Source organism: Ruegeria sp. CDSB136, assembly GCF_059610965.1.
On record NZ_JBXWOP010000004.1, the window covers coordinates 184,406 to 210,780 of the forward strand.

Below are 26,375 nucleotides of genomic sequence, written 5' to 3' on the forward strand. Positions count from 1 at the left end.
CTGGCTGTAAGAGGCAAAACGATGTAGGTTAACAATCGGAGATCGGGGTTTAAGATGCCTAACTCTAAACTTGTTGCGATAGTAACTGCCCTATTGTTCTTACTGCCATCTCAGCATGTGCGTGCCGAAATTACATTGGAGCATTTGCTGACGATAGATCAGTTTTTGTCCGAGAATAACATCCAGGCTTTGTGGGATTATCTTCAAAAGAACCCAGACTTGCTATTGGGTGATGACGAATTATCACTTGAGTTGCGCAGTTTTTTTGACACCGTTTCACGGGGACAGGTGGATTACGGCTTTGCTGGCAATGCCGCAAACAGTGCAGAGGTTTCACAAGTTGGCAGCGCAGCGCTTGCCGCTTCTTCCCTGCACTGAAGTCATGACGCAATTTCCAAACATTCGATATCCTAAGAAAGTGAAGATCGCGTATGTTATTGAGCCCCGGTTTTTAGGTGGCACTTCCATGGCCGTCGCTGCCGAACTGCGCGTGGCCGCCGAGTTCGCTGATCTGGTGGTGCATGCGAGGACCTCCATTATGTTTGGCAGCAGTCAGCATGTCGCGCCGGTGCTGCAGCGAGTGTTGGACGAACTTCGTATTCCAATGGTTTGGGACGCCCCCCGGATATGCGCTGATTTTGTTATCTTGCACAATCCGTCTTTCCTGAAGTTTCAAAACTCTTTGAGCGCAGAGATTTATGCGCAGGAAATAGTCGTTGTAACCCACGAAAACTTCTTGCGTCCGGGCGACGAAGAAGGCTTCGACGTTTCAAACTGTCTGGATCAGATAGACTTGTCGACCCTCGCGCTTAGGAAAACGCTTGCGCCAATTTCGTCGTATAACCGTGAGACCGTCACAGGCTGGTTGTCCAAATTTCGCAAGGCCCGCCATTGGACTGTCCTGGAAGATGACTGGTTCAACATCTTTTTCAGTGACAAAGGCGAACCATGCGAAAAGCCAGAGGACCGACGCGGTCGACATTCGCGACCTGGCTTCGAAAAGTTTCCATCTGTCGCCGATCTTGATTTGTGTTTTCCCAAACACGCGCAGGCCAATGTCATTCTTGGTGCGAACGCGTTGATGGACACGGACATCGTTCGTCCGCATTGGACTTTGTTTCCATTTGACGCGATCAGTCTGGAAGATTTTTTTGAGATGATAGATTTTTTTGTCTACTTTACAGCGCCGACTTGGCGAGAGAGTTTCGGGCGCGTAATTGCGGAGGCTATCGCAGCCGGCAAGGTCGTCTTGACGGATCCGGAAACCGCACAGACATTCGGAAATGCCGTAATCCCCTGTAGCCCCGGGGATGTGGACCGGATCATTTCTGACCTGATTTCTTCCCCCGACCGGTATCATGAGAAAGTTGCTGAGGCACAGCCGCTGCTTGAGCGCTACTCGGGCCAAAAATTCAAAGAGCGATTGGGCGCCATTCTGACCGCGGACAGAGAGGCGCTGACATGATTTTTGTTGAAGCGGGTACACTTTCAGTTCGGTCTTTTGACGCACAATTGATTTTTGCTCTGAAACTCCGAAAGCGTGGTTTCGATGTTTGCATCGATGCAATCTATTTTCCTGAGGATGCAGGGCGCGGAAGACACTACGAGGCTGCGACACTTCTCGCCGATACCGAAGAACTCGAAGCGGAAGCCGTGTTTGTCCTCGGCGCTGAAGAAGTAGATGACCGGCTGCTTGCCTCATTGCGACAAAAGCAACTCGGGACGGATGTTCCGGTAATCGCAACTGGCCGGTTCAGTACTCAGCAAAGCTACATTGGTGCAAAAGCCCGTCTCGCGTTTGCACTGGGGCGCGAAGCAACGGTCATTGATCTATCGGACCTTCAGCCGCGTTCCATTTCACCTTCAGCTATCAGCCCCCTGGTAACTGAAACTCGACCGATCACCCGGCCAATTGGTGAATTGGCGAACGTAACCGTCGTGTTGGGTTCCTTGGAGTTGGACGACTCTGAAACGTTGTCCTGTCTTTCCCGGATGAGCAATCAGGGCAGCTATGGCTTTAAGATGGTTGTGAGCGGTGCGCAGAATGAGTTCCTAAAAGCCTCAAAATTCAACGATCTCCCCAGAGTTCTTTATACTGATCTTTCGCCTCTAACCCTCGCAAATTCAACGGATATCCTCGCGATGTTTGGGCATGGCATCGCAGGCGATCGGATGGCCGAGCTTGCGCTTGAAGTGATTGCAGCCGGTGGAGTCGTGATCGACTGCACCGAAGACGAGGTTTTGATATCGTCCGGAGCGCCGGCATTACTTGGACCCAAGACGCTTTTTGCTTTGGATGGATACCTGATCGGCAAAATTATCGGGAATACACCACACATCGCTGACCAAACACGAAAGTCTCCGTGGCTGCGGACAGTAGATATATCCCGGCTCGAAACCGCCGCAGGGCTTAGCGCCAAACCGCGACCACCCAAACGGACGTCGCCGAGAACCTTGTTCTTGCCAACTAACGGAGTTGGGTTGGGTCATGCGCAGCGGTGCACTGTGATCGCCAAGGCTTTGCCAAAACACATGTCCCCGGTGTTCGCGGCCTTCCCAAGTTGTGTTCCTATGGTTCGACGCGAGGGGATCGACTGTATACCGCTGGTCGCCCGATCAGACGTAAACGACAGTTCCAACGCGAATGACATCCTGACCTACCGGCGTCTGAACGCCGCATTACAAGAAGGCGACCGGTTCGTTTTTGACGGTGGCTATGTGTTCGATTCCGTCAATCGCGTAATCCGGGAACACAGATTATCCGCAGTCTGGATCCGCCGTGGCCTTTGGCCCAAGGGTCGGTCCCGACATATCATGCTTCGTCGTGAGGGCATATTCGACCGGGTCATCGTGCCGTCAGAGGCTTTTGAGGAGCTTAACGACGCTTACAGTTACGGTGAACATGTTCACAACATAGGGCCAATTTTTCGGCAGGTAGTGCAGTCGCCCGAGGACTCCGAAAACCTCCGGACGCGCCTGGCCGAGCGGTTTGGTCACGATTTTAAGCTACTGATTGTCAGCATGTTAGGCGGAGGAGTTGCCTCTGACAGGTCCGCTCAACTGCAAGCTATCTCAGGAATGCTTGAGTGCCGCGCAGACTGCCTTCACCTGGTCGTAACCTGGCCCGGTAGCGCGGTTCAGGCAGCCGCGTTTGGTTGGAAAAATTCAAAGGTGGTTAATACTTTAGAGGCTACAAAGCTATGTCTATCCGCCGACTTGGTAATATCTGCCGCCGGGTACAATTCGGTCCACGAGATCCTCTACCACAAGATTCCCGCAATACTTATCCCACAGTCTGCGCCTTATTTGGACGACCAGGAACGACGCGCAAGAGCACTATCTGACCGCAATCTTTGTGCAACCATTACGGAAGCGGAATTCATGAAGCTGGAACGAACGGTACAGGTTTGTCTGGATGACGGGGGCGCGGAAGACTTTCGTACAACACTGCAACAAATTGAGCTGCCTGAATCCGGTGTGTCCGCAGCTGCAGATATCATAGCGACGAGCTGAAAAAATGGCTGAAAACAACTGGTACAAGATAGTCAACACCTTCACGCCGGAAGTACCGGTTGATTTGGATGATGTTATCCTTCGAGATCGAGCTACGCGGCAATTTGGAAAAGTTCTGTTCCCCGATATGGACTTACTTCCGTCAACCGCACTTTGGGAACGCGAAGTTGAGGACCACACATATATTGGCGTCAGGATCGTTGAGCCCTCGAAGTCTCCATATACTGTTGCAAGATTACTCGCCGCCGCAGCAATCGAAAGAAATGTGGTTCCGATCATTCTGAGCCGAGTAGACTATTGTGGGCTCGAACAGTTTGGTTTTCGAATTGAACGCATCCCTGACGAGGAAACAGCGGCACGAACCGCTGAGGAAGAGGTCAGGAAATTCTGGAACTTTGCTATTGTTATCGACGGTCACGACGTTGCCAGATTGAGTTAGGCAGTGTTGAAAACATGCCGATGTTCCTGATCTGAACATCTGGTGCAGAAATTCAAAGGGCTTCCGAGACTACCTCCAAAACAGGATCGTCAGGCTGGTTCAAAGCCCCAAAGATTGGTGTCACTGTGCCTATTTGACGACCAGGTTTATTGCGGCACTCGATCAATCGGGCCAAAAGAGGTAGCTGGTTGAAGACCACAGGTCAGCGGCGCAGACACCGTCAAATTGAAGAACCAGAGAATCTGATCGAAGATAACGCTGCATAATCTGCGTTTATCAAAACTCAAAATTTGCGCAGTGAAGGCGCACTTTATTAAAATTTTATAGACGCTTATAGTATTTTCTTGGAGCGGGTAACGGGAATCGAACCCGTAACAAGAGCTTGGGAAGCTCGTGTGATACCTTTTCACCATACCCGCCTCTTTGGCTGGCATAGCATCGTCGCCGGATCGGGATCAAGCAGGATCGTTACTCGGTGCGGGCACGCAGGCTTTCAATCAGCGATTGATCTACGTCTAATGCCTTGCCCGCCGCGTCCAGTGTTTGCCGGTCAAGGTGTTGCGGGTTCAGATCAACATCTTCTGCAAACGCCTTAACAATGACGTTCATAGCATTGATTCTTGCGTATTTCTTGTTGTTCGCGGGGATCACATGCCACGGCGCTTTCAGCGTCGAGGTTTTGGCCAACATTTCATTCACGGCGACCTCGGTTATCTCCCATTTCTCACGATTACGGAAATCTTCGTAGGTCAGTTTCCAGCGTTTCAGCGGGTTTGTCAGCCGTTGGGTGAAACGTTGCATCTGCTCATCCTCTGAAATGTGAAAGAACAGCTTCACAATCCGGGTCCCGTCATCCACCAACATGCGTTCGAAATCGTTGATCTCCTGATATGCTTCGCGCCAGCGTTTTTCAGGTGTAAGCTCCTCGATCCGTTCGACCAGGACCCTGCCATACCAGCTTCGATCAAATGCGGAAATTGCGCCCGAAGGTGGCAGACGTTCCCAAAACCGAAGCAGGTAGTGCCGGTTGAGATAGTAGTTTCGAGGCGCTCCGATCGGCCAGACCTTGAAACTGCGCGGGTCCAGCGCCTGACTGATCCGACGAATGGTTCCGCCCTTCCCTGCGGCGTCCCAGCCATCGAACACAATCACGCCTTTCAGGTCGTGGAACAAAAAAGCCTGCTGTATCTTTGCAAGCTGCGCCTGAAGCCCCTCAAGCCGCTCGAAATACTCCTTTTTGGTCAGTCTCTTGCTGAGGTCCGCATCGGACAGTTTTGGTGGAATATGTTTGGTCATGAAATCACCTGATCGCAGCGTTCCGATCACGATATTCTGCGGCAGCATGGAAAAACAGCATTGATCAATATCAAAAAGAAAAGGCCGGGTGGAGAACCCGGCCTTTTGAAAAAAGTCGCAAACGGTTCAGGCGCGGCGACGACGGCCACCACCGCGACGGCCACCTGCAGCACCGGCTGCACCGGCTTCTTCCGGGTCTTTGTTGAACCGGATCCACTCTCCGCCATGCGCGTCATTGTTGGTCAGCAGGTTGGCAGCACGAATGGCCTCCATTTCCTTACCAGCGCGTGGCTTGGTCGAGCCCAGACCGAACATCTGAACAAAGGCCTCATCATCCATGCCCTCAGGCAGGATGATTCCAGCCGCCGTGACCTGCTCTTTCTTCTCTGCGATCTTCTTCTGCGTCACCGGCAGCGCGACCGGGTTCATGATCGCCGAAGTCATGCCAGCGCCCATCGCCATCGGCAGGAACGCGTTGTTGATGCCGTGGCGGTTCGGCAGACCGAACGAGATATTCGACGCACCGCAAGTGGTGTTCACGCCCAGTTCCTCGCGCAGGCGACGGACCAGAGCGAACACCTGCTGACCAGCAGTTGCCATCGCGCCGATGGGCATGACCAGCGGGTCGACGACGATGTCATGCGCAGGGATGCCGAAATCGGCGGCGCGCTCAACAATCTTCTTGGCCACTTCGAAACGGACATCGGGGTCTTCCGAGATGCCGGTGTCATCATTCGAGATCGCAACAACCGGAACGTTGTATTTCTTGACCAGCGGCAGAACCAGTTCCAGACGCTCTTCTTCGCCAGTGACCGAGTTCAGCAGCGGGCGGCCCTGAGCTGCCTCAAGACCGGCTTCCAAGGCTCCGGGAACCGACGAGTCGATGCACAGCGGCACTTCGACCAGACCCTGCACCAGTTCGACGATCTTGCGCATCAGCGGCGGCTCGGTCTCGTTCGGGTTGGGGTTCGAGTTGTAGACAACGCCTGCGTTGATATCCAGAACGGTCGCGCCTGCAGCAACCTGAGCGATGGCGTCCTTCTCAACGGTCGAGAAGTCCCCCGCTTCCAGTTCAGCGGCCAGTTTCTTGCGGCCGGTCGGGTTGATCCGCTCACCGATCACACAAAACGGTTCATCAAAGCCCAGAACGGCGGTTTTTGTTTTTGATTCTACGACTGTACGGGTCATGTCCGTTCCTTAGGAGTTTACAGGCTGTGCCGAAGCGCCGCCGTTGTCGATTGCCCAGTTGGCGTTGGTCTTGATACCACCAAGCGGGAAGAAATGTACGTTGGTGATGTTGAAGTCAGGGTTGGCGGCCTTGTGGTTGGCCAGCTCGGTCACAACATCGGTCGGCTCATAGGGCAGCAGAAGCTTGGAGACATCCATGGCACGCTTCTGCAGAACCTTCAGAGACGGACCAACACCACAGGCAATCGCGAATTTGATCAGCGTCTGCAACTTGGCTGGTCCAGCGATACCAATGTGGATCGGCAGATCAATGCCCGCCGCTTTCAGACCGTCGGCCCATGCGATGATCGGCTTGGCGTCAAAGGCGAATTGGGTTGCCAGCGCCATCTCCGCGTCGGTGGTTTCACTGAACTTCTGTTTCCAGCGCAGCGCGTCGTCGACATTCTTGGTCGAACCGTCCGGGTCGATGTCCTTGTTTCCCTCGGGGTGGCCGGCAACGTGCAGACGTTTGAAGCCTGCCTTGTCGAACAGGCCAGTTTCCAGCAGCTGCATCGAGCTGTCAAAATCGCCGTGCGGCTTGGCAACACCACCGGCCAGCATCAGCGCCTGATCGACCCCTGCTTCGCCCTGGTACATCGAAATCCAGTTCTCAAGCGTCGCGGCATCCTTGATGATGCGCGCCGGGAAGTGCGGCATCACCGGGTACCCCTCGGCCGCAATCCGCTTGGCGGTCTGGACCATGTCTTCGATCGGTGTGCCCTCGATATGGGCGATGTAGACGCGGGTGCCTTCGGGCAGCAACGCGCGGAAATCCTCGACCTTCTCGGCGGTGCGAGGCATCACCTCGATCGAATAACCTTGCAGAAAGGCTTCGACGGTCGGATTCACCGGGGCCTTCTCGGCCACATCACGTTTCTTGAAATTCAGCAAAGCCATTGAGGCCTCCCTTTATTAAAACCGGGCCTATGCCCAACCGTCGTTGGCGATCAGGGCCTTGATGCGGTCCTGATCGTATTCCGTTTCAAGGCGCACGGCCTGAGCTTCCGCGATTTCTGCCGGATCACCCTCGACCTCGAACGGGTCGGCCTTGCGCCATTCGGCCAGGTAGGCATCACTGTCCTTGGCATTTACCTTCATCGCAGCCCGGTCAATGGCTTGCTCGAACCGCTCCTCCAACTGCCGCTTGGCGCCACGCCGGCCTTTGCCAACGATGACCTGAGCGGGGATGTCGCGCCAAAAAACGATTGTGACGTCAGGCATCGCCTTTGATTCCTCCTTACCAGATGGACCGGTTCTAAACTTCAATATGGGCTCGGGTCGGTCGGTTTTCGACACACAACGCTTTTCAAGCGACCTTTTCGGCCCACAACGGGATACCGCGGGTTCTAACCCGTTTCGGTGCTCTGCGGGCACCTCAAAATTCTCAAGTTCTCGATGAAAACGGCACATAAACAGAAATTCCCCGGACCACACCTGCCGTCCGGGGAATGATTCAACTCAGACGCGGGGCTTAACCGACCAGGCCACCGTCCTCGCGCGTGATGGCGATGATCGCCGAACGCGGCACCGAGTCACCGCCTTCGGGCCAGTGGCTGTTTCCATCCTCACCCGGGTGCTGAATGCCGACAAACATGGTTCGGCGATCCGGTGACCAGCTCAGACCGGTGACCTCGCATTCATTGGGGCCAACCAGAAAGCGGCGGATCTCACCTGTCACTGGGTCCCCTGCCAGCATCTGGTTGTTGCCATGGCCTGCAAAGTCACCGTCGTTGCCGTATTTGCCGTCAGTCTGGATCCAAAGCAGGCCATTGCTGTCAAACTTGAGGCCATCGGGCGAGTTGAACATGTTGTCGGCGTTCACGTTGCCGGATCCGGCATAAGCGTCACTGTGCACCGTGGGGTTGCCCGCCAGAACATACAGATCCCAGCCAAATCCAGCGGCGGTGTGGTCCCCGCCATCCGGACGCCAGCGAACGATCTGACCATAGTTGTTTTTGTCCCGCGGGTTCGGGCCATTGGCGGATGTGTCGTCGCCCCCAGCATTCGGTTTGACGCCTCGGTTCTTGTTGTTGGTCAGGCAGCAGTAGACCTCCGGCGCATTCGGGTTCGAGGCGACCCATTCCGGGCGGTCCATCGTGGTTGCGCCCACCGCCGAGGCGCCCAGGCGGGTGTGAATACTGACCTCGGCCTGTGAAGCCAGTCCGGTGGTCTCGGGCGTCAGCTCCAGCCACTCGCCGGTACCATCGTCGTTGAACTTAGCGACCGAAAGCGTCCCGTTTTCAAGCAGCGCATTGGTATCTACTCCAGCCGCATAGACGCCGTCGGATACAAAGCGATACAGGAACTCGCCACGTTCGTCATCGCCCATGTAAACTACGATGCGACCATCGTTGTTGACCACGGTGTCAGCGTTTTCGTGTTTGAAACGGCCCAGGGCGGTCAGCTTACGTGGGGTCGAGTTGGGATCTCTCGGATCGATTTCGACGACATAACCTGCGCGGTTTGGTTCGTTGGGGTTCTTTGCGACATCGAACCGGTCGTCGATCCTTGCCCAGCCGTAACCCCAATCTTTGGCGGACACGCCGTAACGCTTAAGCTCGGCACTGGTTTCGTGGTTTTCATCTTCGGCCGAGAAATAGCCGTTGAAGTTCTCTTCACAGGCCAGATAGGTGCCCCACGGTGTCAACCCGTTGCCGCAATTGTTCCATGTCCCTTTGCAAGCTGTGCCCGATGGATCGGCTTCGGTTTTCATCAGGTCATGACCAGCGGCGGGCCCGGTGATCGTCATGTCGGTCTGCGGAGTGACGCGGCGGTTATACGGGCTGTCCTTGACAATGCCCCACTTGCCGTCGGTGTTGGCAATCTCAACAACGGTGACACCATGTGCCATCATGCCTTTGGCCACGTCATCGTCAGATGCCGGCTTGGCGTCAGGGTTGTTGCCCCAAATGATATCGCGATTGGTGTATTCATTGTTCACCACCAACAGCACGTGTCCATCATGGAAGAATACATCCTGTCCGTCGGTATTGTCGCCGAAGGCGCGTTCCTGACTTGCACCAGTGCCGCGCGTGGCGTGATCAAACTCGGGCGCATCCGACCACAGCGGATCGCCCCAGCGCACCATGACCTCTGCCCTGTAACCGGCGGGCACAACGACATCGTCCGCTGTGGATACAGGGATCGCTTCGAACGAGAAACGGTTGGCAGCGGCCCTTGCGCCTGTCGGCAGAATCGAGCCCCCGACCGCAGCAAAGCTGCCCATCGCCAGAACACTTCCCATAAATCCACGGCGCGACAGGGCGCGTTCGACGACGCGGTCAAAATCACATTCCTCAGGGCGTGGGTTTATGAGTTCATCATACTCGTCAAAAGAAAGGGTGCGCTCGTCTTTCATTGCAGACTCCGTATCTGGCTGTAAGCTTGTAAAGAACCCCGAACAGGGTTCTGACAAGACAGGTTGCACTTCAGTGTGAACGATGCGTGACATTCACCTTAAATTGAGTTTTGAAATCACTTGCACGACGGCGATGTGCCGCCTAGGGTCAGATTAACTCGAAAATCGGAGGGCGTGAAGATGGCGCCCAAGCGTCCCAAAGGTGCGGGCGCGTTCCCGAAAGCGGTCGAAAGCCCCGCGCCGGCAAAACCCGATCCGGATGCACTATATGCGGCACTGGATCTGGGAACGAATAGCTGCCGCATGCTGATAGCCCAGCCCAAGGGCAGCGGGTTTCATGTGGTAGACAGTTTCTCCAAGTCCGTGCAACTGGGTGCGGGACTTGAACGCACCGGACGTCTGTCTCGGGCGTCTATGGCGCGTACCGTTCAGGCGCTCAGGATTTGTCAACAGAAGCTCAAACGGAACCGGGTCAAGCGAATGCGCCTGATCGCGACCGAGGCTTGTCGGCGCGCCAAGAACTCGCGCGAGTTCATCCGCCAGGTCAAGCGCGAAACCGGATTGACGCTGGAAATCATACAGCCCGAGGAAGAAGCCCGTCTGGCAGTCATCTCCTGCGCTCCGTTGGTATCGACCAAGACTGAGCAGCTGCTTGTTGTAGACATCGGTGGCGGTTCGACCGAGCTGGTGTGGATCGATATCTCATCCGTGCCGCGCCGGGATCGCCCTGCTGCAATCATGCGTCTTCACAACGGCTTTCACGCGGCTGAAAGCCCCTTTCCCGCTGCCAAGGTGGTGGATTGGATCAGCGTTCCGCTGGGCGTCGCCACTTTGCGCGATCAGTTTCACGACGTCGAAGACGACTCGGCCCGCTTTGCCCTGATGAGTTGGTTTTTCGAGGAAAACCTTGCCGACTTCGCGCCCTACAAGGACGAACAGGCGCGGGAAGGCTTCCAGATCGTCGGCACCAGTGGCACGGTGACAACCGTTGCGGCCTCGCATCTTGGTCTTAAACGGTATGACCGGACGAAAGTGGACGGTCTGCGCATGACCAGCGATCAGATTGACAAAGTCATACGTGGGTATCTAGAACTCGGCCCTCAGGGTCGGCGCCGGGATCCGCGCATCGGCGATGACCGGCAGGCCCTGATCATGTCCGGCTCGGCCATTTTGCAGGCTTTGTTACGATGCTGGCCCACCGACCGTCTTTCCGTGGCGGACCGGGGACTGCGCGAAGGTCTGCTATATGCACAGATGAGCGCGGACGGCGTATTGGAAGACGGACCGTTCTGATGGCGAAGACACCGACTGGCAAAAATACCTCAGGTCGCGGACAGCGCGACCTGAAGGTCAAGGTCAAGACTGCGCGCGGGCGCAAGCTCAGCTCGACCCGCTGGCTCGAGCGGCAGTTGAACGACCCTTATGTTAAGCGCGCCCAAGCCGAAGGTTATCGTGGGCGTGCCGCATTCAAGATATTGGAGCTGGACGAGAAATTCCGCTTTCTGGTTCCGGGAGCCCGTGTCGTGGATCTGGGCTGCGCGCCCGGCGGCTGGCTGCAGGTCGCGGTCAAACGGGTCAACGCGCTGGGCGAGAAAAGCGGCAAGCGGATCGGTACTGTTCTGGGTGTCGATTTACAGGAGGTGGAACCGGTCGCCGGTGCGACAGCTCATGTGCTGGACTTCATGGAGGACGACGCTGACCAGAAGGTCAAAGACTGGCTGGGCGGCAAGGCTGACGTGGTAATGTCAGACATGGCCGCTGCATCCTCGGGGCACAAACAGACCGACCATTTGCGGATCATGGCGCTGTGCGAGACCGCAGCCTATTTCGCATTTGACGTTCTCGAGGAAGGCGGCACCTTTGTCGCCAAGGTTCTAGCCGGCGGCGCTGAGGGCGATCTACAAAAGCTGTTGAAACAGAAATTCGAGAAGGTGGCTAATGTCAAACCACCTGCATCGCGGTCAGATAGTTCGGAAAAATTCGTTGTCGCAACTGGATTTAGGGGCTGAACTCAATCGTCCAGGAGTATCCGGTTTCCGCTTAGGCGTTGTTCGCGGAAGGAGGCGGTGGCCATCCCCTGAATAAGCAGAGCTTCACCGTGATTGATGTAAACGGGCGGTCTGGCCTGTAGTTCCGCAATCCGCTGATCGATTGTGACGCGGCGTGTGCGCTTTGGTTCGGGCGCTGGTTGTTCTGGCATGGCTGACCTCATGAAGAATGCCGGGATTTGTACCCTGCCCTGAGATTGCCAGCGGAATTTGCCATCAACATGGCGCAATACAGGCGCTGACATGCCGAACAAAGCGGCATTTCACGCCAAATGCCTCCTATATGCGAGCAAACAGGTCGCCGGCAGCGCGCCCTTCTTTTGTTAGTCTTTCGCTTGGGACTCGTTTTCAAGATCCATCAATGCACCGTTGAATTCCGCCCCCAGGATCAACATGGCGGCGCACAGGTACAGGAAAATCAGGGCCGCCATAGCCCCAGCAAGACCGGCATAGGTCGCGCTGTAAGTCGCGAATTTGCCGATATAGATGGAGAAAGCCCATCCGCCTGCGGCCCATAACGAAAGGGTCAGAAATGCGCCCGGCAGAATCTGGGTCAACCGATGCCGACGTGTGGGCAACACCAGATGTGCGATGATCACCAAGCCCGCAGGCACGGCAACTGTAAAAATCCAGCCCAGCCTGTCCACGGACAACCACCCTGATACATCAACGGCCGTGTTTTCCGTCACCAGCCTTGTGTAAAAGGGAAGCACAACTTCTACCATTGCGATGATCAGAACCGAGGCACCGCCGAGGATGACGAGGCCGATACACAAAAGCCGGGTCTTCCAGAACGGCCAGCTGTCACTGTCATGATAGGCTTGGTTCATAGCGGCGCGCACAGCGGCCACCCCGTTTGACGCAAAATAGATGGCGAGCAAACCGCCCAGCGTTATGACGCCCGAGCCGGCGTTGTCCAGCACCGCGCGCAGTTCGGCAACGATCGGTTTGGCCACATCTTCAGGCCACGCTCCGAAAATCAGGTCGATCAGATCGTCAGTGACGTAGCCCTCCGACAACGAACCAGCCAACGCGACGGTGAAAAGGACAAAAGGAAACAACGCCATCATCAAAGACATGGCGACATGGCTGCTCATCACAAAACCATTCTTGTCGACGAAACGCCGGATTGCCAACCACAGGGCACGAAGCGGACGATCAAACGAGGGAATCATGAACGCGTGCATGTCGCGAGTCTAACCCGCATAAGTCTTGCAAAGAACCCGCGTGCAGGCCTGTGTTGCCGAATAGACGCGTATAAATGCCTGAGCGCATTGCATAAACCCGCCGCGCTGTGCAGAATCGGACCGTGACCCTTAACAAATGCACCGGAAACTGTTCGTTCCATGGATCTGAAAGCCCAAGAATCGAGTGACCGCCCCATGCTCAGGCTGTCGGTTCTGCGAGACATTGTGATTGTCATCACTCTGATCGTGGTTGGCCTATATGCCGGTTCCGCATTCCTGATTCCGCTGACCATGGCGTTGCTGATAAACGTTCTGATCATTGCCCTCAGCGACCGGGTGATTGCCGTTACCCGCGCACCGGTCTGGCTGGCCAACATTGCCGGTGTGACCGTGGTTTTGGCAGGTCTGTTCATGATCATGTACATTGTGGGCAGCCAGGCCACGCAGTTCGCCCGTTCTGTCACCACATACGAAAGTCAGTTCGACGGCGCGGTAGAGCGCGTCACCGGGTTGGTCGGCAACGATGTCACGAAATTCATTCGGGACAATCTGGTCAGTCTGGACATGACTTATGTGGCCCGGATTCTGCTGGGCAGCGCTACCTCTCTGCTCAATCACTTCTTTCTAATCAGCCTATACGTCGCCTTTCTGATGGCCGAACGACTTGCTTTTCGCAAAAAGATCCAACTGGCCGCAGGCAACCCGTTGGCCGGGGCCGAGTTCGCCGCAATTCTGGACGCAATTACCGACAGTCTTCAACGCTATGTCGGTGTCAAAACCTTTATCAGCCTGATTACCGCCGGCATCAGCTATGCGGTGTTCCGGCTTCTTGGCCTCGAATACGCTGAAACCTGGGCCGTTTTGACATTTGCGCTGAATTTCATTCCCTCGATCGGATCCATCATCGCCGTTGTCTTCCCGGCCATGATTGCGCTGGTTCAGTATGAAACCATCGGCCCGTTTCTGATTATCGTTTTTGGCTGCGGCACCATCCAGTTTCTGATTGGCAACTTCCTGGACCCTGCCCTGCTGGGAAGATCGCTCAATATGTCCACGTTTCTGGTGATACTGGCGCTGACCTTCTGGACAACTGTTTGGGGCCTGATCGGAGCCTTCCTGAGTGTGCCGTTGACCGTATGCATTTTGATCGTTTTCAGCCATATTCCCGCATTGAGACCGGTTGCAATTCTGATGTCACTGGACGGGCAATTGGGTGAAGATGGGTCCGACGAAAAGTAGTTAACTTGGTCCGGTCACCCTTCGCTAAGTTTAACCTGAAATTAGTATATTTTAATCTTCCTATGTGATAGTTCTGCCCTCGCAGGTACAGTTATTCAATCATTTCCCGAGGCTCTCTCAGAAAAAGAATTCAATCCGAGAATCAGCGCCTTACACATGATGTTTCAGCAGTTTTTCGGCTGAGCCGTCAATTTCGAAACGACCGGGTTCCAACCCGCCATTTCAGGAGCGTAAGATGTCATCAGAAGAACTCAGACCAACCCCACTATTGCGCAGGCTGGCTGCGGCCACATTTGCCGCGTGCCTTGCAATTCCGGCATGGGCACAGAATGAAAAGCCCAATATCCTTGTGATATGGGGTGACGATATCGGTCAATCCAATATCTCGGCCTATACGATGGGATTGATGGGTTACAGGACACCCAATATCGACCGCGTTGCCAATGAGGGTATGATTTTTACCGACTACTACGGTGAACAGTCCTGCACCGCAGGCCGGTCATCTTACATCATGGGTCAATCGGTGTTTCGCACCGGCCTGTCCAAGGTTGGGCTGCCTGGCGCAAAAGAAGGGATGCAGGTCGAAGACCCGACAATTGCGGGTTTGCTGAAGGACCACGGGTACGTCACCGGCCAGTTCGGCAAGAACCACCTTGGCGACCGGGATGAGCACCTTCCCACAAACCACGGTTTTGATAAGTTTTTTGGGAATCTCTATCACCTGAACGCCGAGGAAGAGCCCGAACATGAAGACTATCCCGGAGACGCGGTTTTACCCGACGGACGCACCTTCCGCGAGGCTTATGGCCCGCGCGGTGTCATCCGCTCAACCGCAGGAGGTCCGATTGAAGACACTGGTCCACTGACGAAAAAGCGCATGGAAACGGTGGACGAGGAAACGCTCGAGGCTGCCATAGAGTTCATTCGCAAGGCCAATCAGGATGGAACACCCTTCTATGTCTGGTGGAACGGCACCCGCATGCATTTCCGCACCCATGTAAAAGAGGAAATGCGCAATCAGGCAAATGAGATCATGGGCGGCGTGGCCGATGAATATACAGCCGGCATGATCGAACATGACATCCAGGTCGGTCAGTTGCTGGACCTGTTGGACGAACTCGGCATCGCCGACAATACAATCGTCCACTATTCCACCGACAATGGCCCGCACTACAACACCTGGCCTGATGCGGCGTCGACCCCGTTCTGGGGCGAAAAGAATACCAACTGGGAAGGCGGATGGCGCGTGCCATCAATGGTGCGCTGGCCCGGCAAGATTGAGCCGGGTTCTGTGACCAATGAAATCGTGCACCACATGGATTGGCTGCCGACATACCTTGCTGTCGCCGGTGATCCGGAGATCAAGGAAAAGCTGATGGCCGGCTATTCCTCGCCCGCGATGGGCCGCGATTACAAGGTGCATCTGGATGGCTACAATATTCTTCCGCTGTTGACAGGTGAAACCGCTGAAAGTCCGCGCCGGGAGGTGTTCTATTTCACCGATGACGGCGACCTTTCGGCTTTGCGGTTCGATGACTGGAAGCTGATCTTTCTCGAGCAGAAAGCATGGGCAACCCTGCGCGCCTGGATGGAACCCTTCACCCCGCTGCGCGTCCCGATCATCGTGAACCTGCGCCGCGATCCGTACGAACGCGGTTATCGCACGTCCAACACATATTACGACTGGATGATCGACCGGGTCTATTTCCTGGTGCCTGCCCAGCAATATGTCGGGCAATTCCTGAGCACGTTCCAGGAATTCCCGCCGCGGCAGAAAGCTGCCAGCTTCAGCCTGGATCAGGTGATGGACAAACTGTCAACTCCAACCAGCAACTAAAACTGCAAACAACTCGGGGCCGCCTGCAAGGGTGGCCCCAGTCATTTTGAACGGAGTGTTGTGTAATGCTGCGATTGTCTGCCATCGTCTTTGCCTTGACCTTTCCTGTCACCGGCAGTGCTGATCCCCTGCCAAGCTGGCAAGACACCGAGACCCGCGATCAGATTATTTCATTTTTAGAATCGGTAACGGATCCGTCCGGGCCAGCATATGTCACTCCTGCAGACCGGATTGCTGTTTTCGACAATGATGGCACCCTTTGGGCCGAGCAACCTGTGTATTTTCAGTTTATTTTTGCTATGGACCGTCTGGCCGAAAAGGCAGAACAGGATCCCTCGATCCTCACAACACCCATCCTGAAGGCGGCAGCGCAAGGAGATCTAGCGGCTGTCTTGGAAGGTGGGCATGATGCATTAATCGAAGTCGTCAACGCCTCGCATTCGGGCATGACCGTCGCCGAGTTTCAGGAAACGGTCGCACATTGGCTCGACGAGTCTCGCCATCCGCAAACTGATCTCCGCTATGATCAGATGACCTATCAACCCATGATCGAGCTGTTGCGCTACCTGCGTGATGAAGGGTTTAAGACATACATCGTTTCCGGCGGCGGCCTTCATTTCATGCGTGTTTTTGCCGAAAGCGCCTATGGCATTCCGCCCTGGCAGGTCCTCGGAACTTACGGCAATACAAGCTATGAAACGGTCGATGGCTCGCCAGATCTGGTCAAGGCACCGGGCATCGCCTTTATCGACGACAAGGAAGGCAAGCCAATCAACATCGAACGCACAATCGGCAAACGCCCGATTTTGGCAGGAGGAAACTCGGACGGAGATTTCGCCATGATGGAGTGGACGACGTCGGGCGAAGGACCACGACTGGGCATCCTGATACATCACACGGATGACAAACGCGAATGGGCTTATGACCGCGAAAGCCAGATTGGGAAACTGGCCGATGGTCTGGACAAAGGGCCCGGGATGGGATGGGTCATTGTTGATATGGCGCAAGACTGGTCGCGCATCTACACTGGGGCGAACTGAACAGGTTCGGAGCTTTCAACCTCATGTGGACACTGCTTGTTTCCGCGTTTCTGATATTTCTCTACGTCACCGCTGTGGTGTTCTCGATACGGGCTGCACAGACAGCCCGTACGCCACAAGGTGCAGTCGGCTGGGTGGTTTTTCTGATCGCAACCCCCATGCTGGCAGTGCCTATGTACCTGTTTCTGGGTCATCACCGATTTCGCGGATACCGCATTGCCCGAAAGGAAAGTGAACGGGTTGTCGAGGGCATCAAGACCTTTGCAGACTTCTCAAAGCCGGACCGAGAAAGCATGCAGATTAATCCACGCCCCTTCGAAGCCTTGGCGCATCTGCCGGTGTCCCGTGGTAATGGCGCGTCGTTGCTGATCGACGGTCAGGCAACCTTTGACGCAATTTTTGAGGCAATCGATGCCGCCAAGAATTATGTCCTGATCCAGTTCTACATCGTGCGTGATGACGCGTTGGGCCAGCAACTAAGGGATCGGCTGGTTGCGGCGGCTGAACGTGGGGTGCACGTACGCTTTCTGACTGATTCCGTGGGCAGCTATGGCCTGCCCACCGCATATCTTGAATCGCTGCAGCAAGCAGGAATAGATGTCGCAAACCCCAAGGAACGCCGTGGTCCAAAGTTCCGGTTTCAGTTGAATTACCGCAATCACCGCAAAACTGTAATCATTGATGGCGAGACCGGATTTATAGGCGGGCATAATGTCGGCGTGGAGTATCTGGGTCAGAACGCGCATTTTGGCCATTGGCGCGATACGCATGTCCGGATTACCGGTCACATCGTCCGCCAGTTGCAACTGATCTTTACCGAAGACTGGCACTGGGCCCATGAAGAAGACCTGATCGACCATCTGGATTGGGCCGGCAGTGAATCCGATCAGGACATGAACGCCCTGCTGGTTGCCACAGGCCCGGGGGACGAGACCGAGACCGGCGCGATGATGTTCTTTGCCGCCATCGCCGAGGCGAAAGAGAGATTATGGATCGCCTCGCCGTATTTCGTCCCGGACATTGACATCATGACGGCCCTTCAACACGCCGCCCTGCGCGGCGTGGACGTGCGGATTCTGGTCCCCGACATGATCGACCATCGCCTGCCCTGGCTTGCAGCCTTTGCCTATTTTGACGAAATCCGTGACTGCGGCGTTCGTGTGTTTCGATATGCCGACGGGTTCATGCACCAGAAGGCTTTCGTGGTTGATGATACTTTGGCAGCGGTGGGAACGACCAATCTGGACAATCGGTCCTTCCGCCTGAATTTCGAAGCGATGGCCTTGTTCTTCGACGCCCGGGCCGCTGAAGCTGCTGCAAGTATGCTGCGCACAGACTTTGAGAAAAGTTACGAACTGACCCGCACCCTGCAACAACAACCGGCACATATCCGCTTTGGAGCTCCTCTGGCGCGTCTATTCGCCCCTATCCTTTAACAACAACTCCTCCTGAAACACCCGAGTCATCAACGCGACCATGAAAGCGGTGGACAAGCCAAACGCCAAAAGGCCGGTCACGGATGCGAATGCCCCGAAGATACGCAGTTCTTCACCCAGAACGATGTCGCCGTATCCAAGCGTCGTGAACGTCACCAACGAGAAGTAGAGAGCCGAGTTCCAGTCGGGCAAGACATCACCAAAGACCCAGACAATGGCCCAAAGCCAGACTTGAAGGGTGTGAATCAGAACGATGAACACCAGCGCCACGCTGATCGGCGCGGCAGTAGTGAAAAAGCGGTGCGTGTCCTGCCACTTTTCAGTCAGTTTTTCAATCAACTGCGTGCACCATGTCAGCAAAGCAATCTCGATCAGAAAGCATATGCCCAGATAGATGCTGCCCCAGATGATCTGGTCGGATAAGGACATCCGCTCGCGCCTCGTGCCGAAGGGTGAAACCGTTGGCACAGCATGGACTTTTGCCCGGCCGGGAACAACCCCGGCCATCGACCAGTGCCGCACCTGCGGCGAAAGGAACCGGGAAAGCATGCGCACTGGACACTGGCGCGTCCCGTTGCACATTGTGACAGGAACCAGTCAGGATGCCCGGATGTTGCTTGTAGTTGATCAGGTCAGGAAATCGTACCCGGGTGGCCGCCCGGTTCTGAATGGCGTTTCTCTGTCACTTGATGCAGGCCAGACATTGGCGCTGACCGGGGAAAGCGGCAGCGGCAAAAGCACCTTACTGAACCTCGCTGCCGCGTTGGACAGTTTTGATAACGGCGAAATAACTCTGGACGGCACAGCGCTGTCGGCACTGGACGATCCGGGACGCGCCGCTTTGCGGTGCGACAGTGTCGCGCTGGTTTTTCAGCAGTTCAACCTGATCCCTTCGCTGACCGTCGGGCAAAACCTGTCCTTTCACGCCCGGCTGGCCAATCGCCACGACCCGGACTGGATTGCGCATCTGGCCGACAGGCTGGGGCTGACCGATCTGGTGCACCGCTATCCGGAAAACTTGTCCGGCGGACAGCAACAAAGGGTCGCCATAGGGCGCGCATTGGGCGTTCGGCCCAAGCTTTTGCTGGCGGATGAGCCAACGGGCAATCTGGACGAGACCGCCAGCGCGGCGGTACTGGATCTGATGCTGTCACTGGTCGCAGATACTGGAACGGCACTGCTGCTGGTCACCCATTCCCATGCCATTGCCGCGCGACTGGACCAGCACGCCCACCTTGCTGGCGGACACATCGCATGACCTTTGTGGTCGTTCAGGCGCTGTGGTCTCACTGGCGTAGGCATCTGTTGCAACTGGCAACGCTGCTGATTGGAATTGCGCTGGCAACCGGTCTTTGGTCAGCAGTGCAGGCCATCAATGCCGAGGCGCGGGCCAGTTATGATCGCGCCAATTCACAACTGGCAATTGGCCAGTATGACATTCTGAGAAACCCAGCGGGCCCGATCCTCATCGAACGCTATGTCGCGCTGCGCAAGGCCGGGTGGCAGGTTGCAGCGGTTCTGGAAGGGCCGTTTCGCATCGCTGATCGAACGCTGCGCCTGATGGGCGTGGACATGATCTCCTACCCCGCCCTGCCCGCAATTACGCAGGCAGAACAAAGCGCCGAGCCGCCCGAACCGGTCGACGTGCTGACAGCCCCGGGGGTGCTTTTGATCTCGCCGGTGTTGGAACCTGTGATCGCTGAACACTCCGGACTGCCCAAAGCGATCACGAGCGCGTCTCTGCCACCGGACGTTATCCTGACCGACATCGGCGTTGCCGAAACCCTTATGAACAGACGGGGTGAAATAAGCCGGTTGGTCATATTGCCCGTTCAACCCCGCACGGTCCCGCCTTTGTCGGAACTCGCACCCGAACTGGAACGGATCAGCCCGTCATCGCAGCTGGATACTGCGCAACTGACCGAAAGCTTTCATCTCAACCTTGCGGCCTTTGGCCTGCTGTCTTTCGCCGTAGGTCTGTTTATCGTTCACGGTACGGTTGGACTGGCTTTTGCCCAGCGACGCGGCATGATCCGGACTTTGCGGGCCTTGGGCGTCTCCATGCGTCGATTGGTTTGCCTGATCTTCGCAGAGTTGACCATGCTTGCTCTGGTCGGCGGCGGGCTGGGCCTTTTGCTCGGCTTCTTTCTGGCAGGTGCACTACTTCCTGACGTGGCAGCCACCTTGCGCGGTTTGTATGGCGCCCCTGTCAGCGGACAGTTGTCGTTGCAGCCTCAATGGGCCGCTGCAGGCATCGCCATGGCCGTTGCCGGTACGCTGATGGCCAGTGGACACGCGCTATGGCGGCTGTCTCGAATGCCACTTCTTGCGGGTCCGGGCCTGCAGGCGTGGGGCAAGGCCACAAGCTCACGCCGGATTGCGGGCTTCACCGGCCTCGGGTTGATCGTTGCGGGTTGCCTCGCCTTGTTGGTTTTCCCCGGGCTGATCGGCGGGTTTGCCCTGTTGGCTGGTATCCTGACCGGATCGGCCCTGCTGCTGCCTGCGTTTCTTTCAGCAATCGTTCATGTCCTTGAGCGCAAGGCCCGCAGTCCTGTCGCGCAATGGGTCTGGGCGGACATGAGGGCGCAGCTTCCCGGCCTTTCACTTGCCTTGATGGCTTTATTGCTGGCGTTGGCCGCGAATATCGGTGTCGGGACGATGGTGTCCAGCTTTCGGCTGACATTCACCGGCTGGCTGGATCAGCGCCTGACGTCCGAATTGTACGTCACGGCCATAGACGACCAACAAGGCCAGGAAATCGTCGACTGGCTCTCCCCACAGGTGGATGCCATCCTTCCGATCCGCCGGGTCGAACTGCCCCATGAAACTGGTCCCTTGTTCCTATACGGTGTGATCGATCATGCGACATACCGGAAGCACTGGCCGCTGATCGCTTCGTCGCAGGATGTCTGGGATCGCGTCATGGCCGGAGAGGTTGTTCTGATAAACGAGCAACTGGCCCGCCGTTCCGACCTGTGGCCCGGAGATCAGTTGGCCCTAACACCCGGTCGGATGCTGGAAGTTGCTGGTGTCTATTCCGACTACGGCAATCCGACGGGTCAGGCCATCGTGTCGATGGAACAGCTAAATGCCATCGCGCCCAATACTCCGGCTCGGCGTTTTGGTGTCCGCGTTTCCCCAGAAACCGCAGGTCAACTGGCGCAGGCGGTCCGAGACCGTTTCGAATTACCGCGCGAAAGCGTTGTCCAACAGGCAGCGATGAAGGCGCAATCCATAACTGTGTTCGAGAAGACATTCGTTGTGACTTCGGCGCTGAACATTCTGACACTCGGCGTTGCCGGATTCGCTATCCTGACCAGCCTTCTGACATTGTGGACACAACGGCTGCCGCAGATCGCGCCGGTCTGGGCCCTTGGGTTGAGCCGCGCACACCTGGCCCGGCTGGAGTTGCTGCGCAGCGGGTTGTTGGCCATCCTGACGGCCTGCCTGGCGCTGCCGCTGGGCCTTGTTCTGGCCTGGGTTCTGCTGACTGTCATCAATGTGCAGGCTTTTGGCTGGCAGTTGCCGATGTTCCTGTTCCCAAAGGAATGGTTGGTATTATTCGGATTGACCGTTACCGCCGCGCTTGCCGCCGCAGCCCTGCCCGGCTTGCGCTTGCTACGCCTGCCCCCGGCGGACCTGCTGAAGGTGTTTGCCAATGAACGTTAGGACCTTGCTTTTCATGTTGCTATTGGCGCTTCCCTGTCCGGCTTTGGCACAGGGCTATGCCGGGTTGGGCGGCTCCGCCGAGGGCTTTGATGTTCCTGAACCCGGCTACCAATTCAATTTCCCGCAGGATCACGGCCCGCATCCGTCCTTTCGCATCGAATGGTGGTACCTGACGGCAAATCTGCGCGGTAAAGATGGGCTGGATTACGGTGTACAGTGGACCCTGTTTCGCTCAGCGCTGAAACCGATTGAAACTGGTGGCTGGCAGAGCCCTCAGATCTGGATGGGGCACGCCGCTGTCACAACGCCCGATGACCACTATTTTGCCGAGCGCCTGTCGCGTGGCGGTATCGGGCAGGCTGGTGTTTCCCCGCACCCCTTCGAGGCATGGATTGACGAGTGGCGAATGGATGGTCCGGACCTGAATACCCTGTCGTTGACAGCAAACGGTGAAACCTTTGGATATGACCTGTCGCTGACGGCCGATGGACCGCTGATTTTTCACGGTGAGGATGGGTATTCGGTCAAATCCGCAGATGGTCAGGCCAGCTACTACTATTCTCAGCCCGCCTACACGGTCCGGGGCACTCTGCACTTGCCGGACCGGGATGTGGAAGTCACCGGTCAGGGATGGCTGGACCGCGAATGGTCCTCGCAACCATTGGCTGCGGACCAAAGCGGTTGGGACTGGTTCTCGCTCAGCTTTGAGGGCGGCGACAAGCTCATGGCGTTCCGTCTTCGCGGCACGCGCGGAGACTTCACCTCGGCCACCTGGATCGGCGCGGACGGAGAGGCTACCAGCCTGCCGAATGGGTCTGTTTCGATGACGCCGCTGGAAACCGCAATCGTCGCAGAACGCGGTATTCCGTTTCGGTGGCGTGTCACGTTACCGGATCGTGACCTGGATGTCGAAGTATCAGCTCTGACACCAAAAGCGTGGATGGGCACCCGGTTCGAGTACTGGGAAGGCCCGATCAAAATAAATGGCACCCACGAAGGTCGTGGGTACCTTGAGATGACAGGCTACTGAAGCAGCGCTGACCTAGCGGACGACATAAACTGAAACGTTCGCGTGCCGCACGACGCGGGCGGCATTGGGCCCCAGCAGATAGTCCTTGAGATCGGGCTTATGCGCGCCGATCACGATCAGATCGCTGCCCGCGCTTTCTGCTGTCTTCAGGATTTCCTGATAGGCCGTTCCGGTTGCCACCACGTGACGCACTTTTTCGTTGCGTTCTTTGCCTAATGTGGCCTCGCACATTTCCCACAATCTGGCATGGGCGTCCTGTAGCGCCTTCTCGTGATGATCGGGTTCGAAGAAACCGGACACCCAGGTTTCACCAAAATCCGGAACGATCGACACGACATCCAGTTGCGCGCCCTCCATCTCGGCCAGTGCACCGGCTTTTTTCAGGACCGGGACATCCAGATCCCCGTTGCTGATATCAACAGCGCAAAGAACAGAACGTATCATGCGGGCACCTCTTGTCTTGCGGCGCGGCCGCGTTGCAGGAAGGCGATCAGACCCAGCAGGATCATCGCCGGGATGTAGACCAGTTGTTTCGGCGGCTGGCTGGACGGCAGACTGACCGAGGACAGGCGCACGGCCTCGTCCCCGTAATAGTCGAAATTGCCCAGATCATCCGCCACAGGCGAGCCGAACAGGGGTTCTTCCAGTTTGACCAGCCCGTCTTCTTCGATCAGCAGCAAGCCCATCGCCTCGACACGCGCGGCACCGCCTTCTTCACTGCCGACCGGGACGACGATTGTTGTGTCAACCATCTGCAAGGTGTCGAAATCCGGCCCGCTGATGACCATCCGAACCTCGGTTCCCGGTGCAGTTTCACCCATCGCCTCGACAAACGCGGAAGGTTCGACCGTTTCGAATGGCGGTGAAAAGCGATCCATGAAGAAGTCCGGCCGGAACAGTGCGAAAGCAACAAAGATCAGCGCAACGCTTTCATAGATGCGGCTGTGGGTCAGGAAGTACCCCATCGTGCCAGCCGTAAATACGAGGATCGCTATCGTCGCAAATATCGCCACGATAATGCCTTCGACCCAAGTGACATCGATCAACAGAAGATCGGTATTGAAGATGAACACGAATGGCAGAGCCACGGTGCGCAAACTGTAAAAGAACGCGGTGAATCCGGTCTTGATTGCGTCGCCCCCTGACACGGCGGCAGCGGCAAAGCTGGCCAGACCAACCGGCGGCGTCACGTCGGCCATGATGCCGAAGTAGAACACAAACAGGTGCACGGCGATCAGCGGTACGATCAGGCCGCTTTGAGCGCCCAGTTCAACCACGACACCCGCCATCAGCGAGCTGACGACGATGTAGTTCGCCGTGGTCGGCAGGCCCATGCCCAGGATCAGGCTGAGAAGCCCCACCATCACCAGCATCAGGATCAGGTTGCCGCCCGAAAGGAACTCGACCAGATCAGCCATGACCTGCCCAACTCCCGTCAGCGTCACAGTCCCCACGATCACACCCGCAGTGGCCGTCGCCAGCGCGATACCGATCATGTTGCGCGCACCGTCGATCAGGCCCTGCCACAGGTCAGCAACACCTTCCTTGAATGTCGCGGACATGTTGGTTTGTCCCCGGAACAACGCCTTCAGCGGTTTCTGCGTGAGAAGGATCACAAACAGCAGAGCCGTGGCCCAGAAAGCCGACAGACCGGGCGACTTCTGTTCGATCATCAGGAAATAGACCAGAACGATGATCGGCAGAAGGTAATGCAGACCGGCCTTGTAAATCTCGCCAATGACCGGCAGCGTGACTTCCTTGGCATTGGGATCATCAGGCTCCAGGTCCGGAACTTGCGCCGCCAGATACAAAAGCCCGACATAGATCGCGCAGACAATCAGGCTGAGGATAAGCCCGGCTTGCGTCGGCACCCAGCTGGTCACGGCATCGACCGGAAATTGCGAGCCATAGCAGAGCCCCGCAAAGATCAGGAAGAAGGACAGCATCCCGACTACGGTTCGCGCCAGATGCACGTCGCGGTCGCCCAGCGTGGGCATGTTCCGCTTCACCGCCTCAAGATGAACGATGTATACCAGTGCGATGTAGGAAATCGCGGCAGGCAGGAACGCGTGGGTGATCACCTCGACGTAAGAGATGCCCACATACTCCACCATCAGGAAGGCTGCGGCCCCCATCACGGGCGGCATGATCTGACCATTGACCGAACTGGCGACCTCGACCGATCCGGCCTGTTCGCTGGAAAAGCCGACGCGCTTCATCAGTGGGATAGTGAATGTTCCGGTGGTCACGACATTGGCGATGGACGAGCCCGAAATCAGGCCGGTCGCCGCCGAACCCACCACGGCCGCCTTGGCCGGGCCACCGCGCAGGTGGCCAAGCGCGCCAAAGGCCATTTTGATAAAGTAGTTCCCTGCCCCGGCCTTATCCAGCAATGCACCGAACAGCACGAACAGGAACACGAATTTCGTCGAAACACCAAGGGCGATGCCAAAGACACCTTCGGACGTGATCCACATGTGGCTCATCGCCTTCTTGAGGCTCGCGCCTTTCCAGCGGATTACTTCGGGCACCCATTCGGAAGAGCCGAAGAATACATAGGCAAGAAAGATTGTGGCAATGATCGCCATCGCCGGGCCAAGCGCGCGGCGCGCGGCCTCGAACAGCAGCAATAGACCACCCAGAGCGACCCATTTGTCCGTGTCGTCTGCCAGACCGCCCGCATTGACGATCTTGTCGTAGAAGAAGAAACCGTAAAGCGCGACAAACGCGCCCAGAATTCCCATGATCCAGTCCTGGATCGGGATGTAGTTTCTGGGGCTGGATTTCAACGCAGGATAGGCCGCGAAGGCCAGGAACATCGCAAAAGCAAGATGGAACTGCCGTGCGTTATTCACAATGCTGCCGGGAAGAACATAGTTTGCGATCGGTGACGCCAGAAGCACCTGAAAAATCGACCAGATCGCGGCGACAATTGCCAGAAACAGGCCCACGTTTCCGGCTGGATCACGGGCCCCTGCATCCGAAGATGCGACCAATTCCTGAAGTTCTTCTTCGGATAGCGGACGATTGCCCTGCTGATCAGCGCTCATCAAATC

Annotated in this window: 23 protein-coding genes and 1 tRNA gene; 13 read left to right on the plus strand and 11 right to left on the minus strand. The window is 56.5% G+C overall.

Annotated features, from left to right (window positions below; genetic code table 11):
• Positions 1–54: 54 nt before the first annotated feature.
• The 4 genes from AC2FIR_RS06420 to AC2FIR_RS06435 are packed head-to-tail and all read left to right on the plus strand — an operon-like array spanning position 55 to position 3,952.
• A complete protein-coding gene (locus AC2FIR_RS06420; RefSeq protein WP_480522313.1) occupies positions 55–378 on the plus strand; it encodes a hypothetical protein in 324 nt (107 codons plus the stop codon).
• On the plus strand, positions 341–1,465 hold the full coding sequence (locus tag AC2FIR_RS06425) for a hypothetical protein (RefSeq protein WP_496744038.1): 1,125 nt from the start codon (positions 341–343) through the stop codon (positions 1,463–1,465). Before AC2FIR_RS06420 ends, AC2FIR_RS06425 begins: the two co-directional genes overlap by 38 nt.
• A complete protein-coding gene (locus AC2FIR_RS06430; RefSeq protein WP_496744036.1) occupies positions 1,462–3,513 on the plus strand; it encodes a glycosyltransferase in 2,052 nt (683 codons plus the stop codon). Before AC2FIR_RS06425 ends, AC2FIR_RS06430 begins: the two co-directional genes overlap by 4 nt.
• Positions 3,514–3,517: 4 nt before the next feature.
• Positions 3,518–3,952, plus strand: coding sequence for a hypothetical protein (locus AC2FIR_RS06435; protein ID WP_496762060.1), 435 nt, complete (start codon positions 3,518–3,520; stop codon positions 3,950–3,952).
• Positions 3,953–4,297: 345 nt separating this feature from the next.
• Here AC2FIR_RS06435 and AC2FIR_RS06440 read toward each other — a convergent pair.
• The 6 genes from AC2FIR_RS06440 to AC2FIR_RS06465 all read right to left on the minus strand — a co-directional run bounded on the left by AC2FIR_RS06440 (position 4,298) and on the right by AC2FIR_RS06465 (position 9,833).
• Positions 4,298–4,371, minus strand: a tRNA-Gly gene (locus AC2FIR_RS06440).
• Positions 4,372–4,420: 49 nt separating this feature from the next.
• Positions 4,421–5,248: a polyphosphate kinase 2 family protein gene (locus AC2FIR_RS06445; RefSeq protein ID WP_496762065.1), complete on the minus strand. Its 828-nt coding sequence runs from the start codon at positions 5,246–5,248 to the stop codon at positions 4,421–4,423.
• Positions 5,249–5,374: 126 nt separating this feature from the next.
• On the minus strand, positions 5,375–6,436 hold the full coding sequence (locus AC2FIR_RS06450) for a methyltetrahydrofolate cobalamin methyltransferase (protein ID WP_170614975.1): 1,062 nt from the start codon (positions 6,434–6,436) through the stop codon (positions 5,375–5,377).
• 9 nt (positions 6,437–6,445) lie between these two features.
• Entirely contained in the window at positions 6,446–7,372 is a 927-nt protein-coding gene (locus AC2FIR_RS06455) for a methylenetetrahydrofolate reductase (RefSeq protein WP_170614974.1), read from the minus strand.
• A gap of 27 nt (positions 7,373–7,399) precedes the next feature.
• Positions 7,400–7,696, minus strand: coding sequence for a virulence factor (locus AC2FIR_RS06460; protein ID WP_321252861.1), 297 nt, complete (start codon positions 7,694–7,696; stop codon positions 7,400–7,402).
• A gap of 250 nt (positions 7,697–7,946) precedes the next feature.
• Positions 7,947–9,833, minus strand: coding sequence for a PhoX family protein (locus AC2FIR_RS06465; protein ID WP_496762067.1), 1,887 nt, complete (start codon positions 9,831–9,833; stop codon positions 7,947–7,949).
• 180 nt (positions 9,834–10,013) lie between these two features.
• Between AC2FIR_RS06465 and AC2FIR_RS06470 the strand changes: the two genes are divergently transcribed.
• Complete coding sequence (locus AC2FIR_RS06470; protein WP_170614971.1) at positions 10,014–11,126, plus strand: Ppx/GppA phosphatase family protein; 1,113 nt, start codon at positions 10,014–10,016, stop codon at positions 11,124–11,126.
• On the plus strand, positions 11,126–11,842 hold the full coding sequence (locus tag AC2FIR_RS06475; protein WP_170614970.1) for an RlmE family RNA methyltransferase: 717 nt from the start codon (positions 11,126–11,128) through the stop codon (positions 11,840–11,842). Before AC2FIR_RS06470 ends, AC2FIR_RS06475 begins: the two co-directional genes overlap by 1 nt.
• Positions 11,843–11,844: 2 nt before the next feature.
• Here the strand turns inward: AC2FIR_RS06475 and AC2FIR_RS06480 are convergent, their stop codons facing one another.
• Both AC2FIR_RS06480 and AC2FIR_RS06485 read right to left on the minus strand, forming a co-directional pair.
• The gene (locus AC2FIR_RS06480) at positions 11,845–12,033 is read right to left on the minus strand and encodes a hypothetical protein (RefSeq protein WP_170614969.1); all 189 of its coding nucleotides are present in this window, start codon (positions 12,031–12,033) and stop codon (positions 11,845–11,847) included.
• A gap of 171 nt (positions 12,034–12,204) precedes the next feature.
• The gene (locus AC2FIR_RS06485; protein WP_496744028.1) at positions 12,205–13,056 is read right to left on the minus strand and encodes a YihY/virulence factor BrkB family protein; all 852 of its coding nucleotides are present in this window, start codon (positions 13,054–13,056) and stop codon (positions 12,205–12,207) included.
• Positions 13,057–13,227: 171 nt separating this feature from the next.
• Here AC2FIR_RS06485 and AC2FIR_RS06490 point away from each other — a divergent pair, with 171 nt between their 5' ends.
• From AC2FIR_RS06490 to cls, 4 genes are all read left to right on the plus strand, one after another.
• The gene (locus AC2FIR_RS06490) at positions 13,228–14,307 is read left to right on the plus strand and encodes an AI-2E family transporter (protein WP_170614967.1); all 1,080 of its coding nucleotides are present in this window, start codon (positions 13,228–13,230) and stop codon (positions 14,305–14,307) included.
• A 235-nt stretch (positions 14,308–14,542) separates the two neighbouring features.
• Positions 14,543–16,144, plus strand: coding sequence for an arylsulfatase (locus AC2FIR_RS06495; protein WP_321252850.1), 1,602 nt, complete (start codon positions 14,543–14,545; stop codon positions 16,142–16,144).
• A gap of 65 nt (positions 16,145–16,209) precedes the next feature.
• Positions 16,210–17,184, plus strand: coding sequence for an HAD family hydrolase (locus AC2FIR_RS06500; RefSeq protein ID WP_496744026.1), 975 nt, complete (start codon positions 16,210–16,212; stop codon positions 17,182–17,184).
• A 23-nt stretch (positions 17,185–17,207) separates the two neighbouring features.
• Entirely contained in the window at positions 17,208–18,620 is a 1,413-nt protein-coding gene (cls, locus tag AC2FIR_RS06505; protein ID WP_496744024.1) for a cardiolipin synthase, read from the plus strand.
• Here cls and AC2FIR_RS06510 read toward each other — a convergent pair.
• Positions 18,600–19,049 (minus strand): ion channel, encoded by a 450-nt coding sequence (locus AC2FIR_RS06510; protein ID WP_170614964.1) that lies wholly within the window; start codon positions 19,047–19,049, stop codon positions 18,600–18,602. The two genes, cls and AC2FIR_RS06510, sit on opposite strands and share 21 nt — an antisense overlap.
• Before the next feature lie 181 nt (positions 19,050–19,230).
• Here AC2FIR_RS06510 and AC2FIR_RS06515 point away from each other — a divergent pair, with 181 nt between their 5' ends.
• From AC2FIR_RS06515 to AC2FIR_RS06525, 3 genes are read left to right on the plus strand one after another with little or no spacing between them, the layout of a single operon-like run.
• The gene (locus tag AC2FIR_RS06515; protein ID WP_480910672.1) at positions 19,231–19,878 is read left to right on the plus strand and encodes an ABC transporter ATP-binding protein; all 648 of its coding nucleotides are present in this window, start codon (positions 19,231–19,233) and stop codon (positions 19,876–19,878) included.
• A complete protein-coding gene (locus tag AC2FIR_RS06520; protein ID WP_496744022.1) occupies positions 19,875–22,289 on the plus strand; it encodes an FtsX-like permease family protein in 2,415 nt (804 codons plus the stop codon). The genes AC2FIR_RS06515 and AC2FIR_RS06520 overlap by 4 nt, the downstream gene beginning before the upstream one ends.
• Positions 22,279–23,319 carry a lipocalin-like domain-containing protein gene (locus AC2FIR_RS06525; RefSeq protein ID WP_496744020.1) on the plus strand — a complete coding sequence of 347 codons (1,041 nt, stop codon included), beginning with the start codon at positions 22,279–22,281 and terminating at the stop codon, positions 23,317–23,319. Before AC2FIR_RS06520 ends, AC2FIR_RS06525 begins: the two co-directional genes overlap by 11 nt.
• A gap of 12 nt (positions 23,320–23,331) precedes the next feature.
• Here AC2FIR_RS06525 and AC2FIR_RS06530 read toward each other — a convergent pair whose 3' ends face one another.
• Both AC2FIR_RS06530 and AC2FIR_RS06535 read right to left on the minus strand, forming a co-directional pair.
• Positions 23,332–23,763 carry a universal stress protein gene (locus AC2FIR_RS06530; RefSeq protein ID WP_496744018.1) on the minus strand — a complete coding sequence of 144 codons (432 nt, stop codon included), beginning with the start codon at positions 23,761–23,763 and terminating at the stop codon, positions 23,332–23,334.
• On the minus strand, positions 23,760–26,369 hold the full coding sequence (locus AC2FIR_RS06535) for a TRAP transporter permease (RefSeq protein ID WP_321252834.1): 2,610 nt from the start codon (positions 26,367–26,369) through the stop codon (positions 23,760–23,762). The genes AC2FIR_RS06530 and AC2FIR_RS06535 overlap by 4 nt, the downstream gene beginning before the upstream one ends.
• Positions 26,370–26,375: the final 6 nt, after the last annotated feature.

Excerpts from the sequence above, each read along its gene's own strand:
- AC2FIR_RS06420 (WP_480522313.1), top strand. The coding sequence starts at position 55 with ATGCCTAACTCTAAACTTGTTGCGATAGTAACTGCCCTATTGTTCTTA.
- AC2FIR_RS06430 (WP_496744036.1), top strand. The coding sequence starts at position 1,462 with ATGATTTTTGTTGAAGCGGGTACACTTTCAGTTCGGTCTTTTGACGCA.
- AC2FIR_RS06435 (WP_496762060.1), top strand. The coding sequence starts at position 3,518 with ATGGCTGAAAACAACTGGTACAAGATAGTCAACACCTTCACGCCGGAA.
- AC2FIR_RS06445 (WP_496762065.1), bottom strand. The coding sequence starts at position 5,248 with ATGACCAAACATATTCCACCAAAACTGTCCGATGCGGACCTCAGCAAG.
- AC2FIR_RS06450 (WP_170614975.1), bottom strand. The coding sequence starts at position 6,436 with ATGACCCGTACAGTCGTAGAATCAAAAACAAAAACCGCCGTTCTGGGC.
- AC2FIR_RS06455 (WP_170614974.1), bottom strand. The coding sequence starts at position 7,372 with ATGGCTTTGCTGAATTTCAAGAAACGTGATGTGGCCGAGAAGGCCCCG.
- AC2FIR_RS06460 (WP_321252861.1), bottom strand. The coding sequence starts at position 7,696 with ATGCCTGACGTCACAATCGTTTTTTGGCGCGACATCCCCGCTCAGGTC.
- AC2FIR_RS06465 (WP_496762067.1), bottom strand. The coding sequence starts at position 9,833 with ATGAAAGACGAGCGCACCCTTTCTTTTGACGAGTATGATGAACTCATA.
- AC2FIR_RS06470 (WP_170614971.1), top strand. The coding sequence starts at position 10,014 with ATGGCGCCCAAGCGTCCCAAAGGTGCGGGCGCGTTCCCGAAAGCGGTC.
- AC2FIR_RS06475 (WP_170614970.1), top strand. The coding sequence starts at position 11,126 with ATGGCGAAGACACCGACTGGCAAAAATACCTCAGGTCGCGGACAGCGC.
- AC2FIR_RS06480 (WP_170614969.1), bottom strand. The coding sequence starts at position 12,033 with ATGCCAGAACAACCAGCGCCCGAACCAAAGCGCACACGCCGCGTCACA.
- AC2FIR_RS06485 (WP_496744028.1), bottom strand. The coding sequence starts at position 13,056 with ATGATTCCCTCGTTTGATCGTCCGCTTCGTGCCCTGTGGTTGGCAATC.
- AC2FIR_RS06490 (WP_170614967.1), top strand. The coding sequence starts at position 13,228 with ATGGATCTGAAAGCCCAAGAATCGAGTGACCGCCCCATGCTCAGGCTG.
- AC2FIR_RS06495 (WP_321252850.1), top strand. The coding sequence starts at position 14,543 with ATGTCATCAGAAGAACTCAGACCAACCCCACTATTGCGCAGGCTGGCT.
- AC2FIR_RS06500 (WP_496744026.1), top strand. The coding sequence starts at position 16,210 with ATGCTGCGATTGTCTGCCATCGTCTTTGCCTTGACCTTTCCTGTCACC.
- cls (WP_496744024.1), top strand. The coding sequence starts at position 17,208 with ATGTGGACACTGCTTGTTTCCGCGTTTCTGATATTTCTCTACGTCACC.
- AC2FIR_RS06510 (WP_170614964.1), bottom strand. The coding sequence starts at position 19,049 with ATGTCCTTATCCGACCAGATCATCTGGGGCAGCATCTATCTGGGCATA.
- AC2FIR_RS06515 (WP_480910672.1), top strand. The coding sequence starts at position 19,231 with ATGTTGCTTGTAGTTGATCAGGTCAGGAAATCGTACCCGGGTGGCCGC.
- AC2FIR_RS06520 (WP_496744022.1), top strand. The coding sequence starts at position 19,875 with ATGACCTTTGTGGTCGTTCAGGCGCTGTGGTCTCACTGGCGTAGGCAT.
- AC2FIR_RS06525 (WP_496744020.1), top strand. The coding sequence starts at position 22,279 with ATGAACGTTAGGACCTTGCTTTTCATGTTGCTATTGGCGCTTCCCTGT.
- AC2FIR_RS06530 (WP_496744018.1), bottom strand. The coding sequence starts at position 23,763 with ATGATACGTTCTGTTCTTTGCGCTGTTGATATCAGCAACGGGGATCTG.
- AC2FIR_RS06535 (WP_321252834.1), bottom strand. The coding sequence starts at position 26,369 with ATGAGCGCTGATCAGCAGGGCAATCGTCCGCTATCCGAAGAAGAACTT.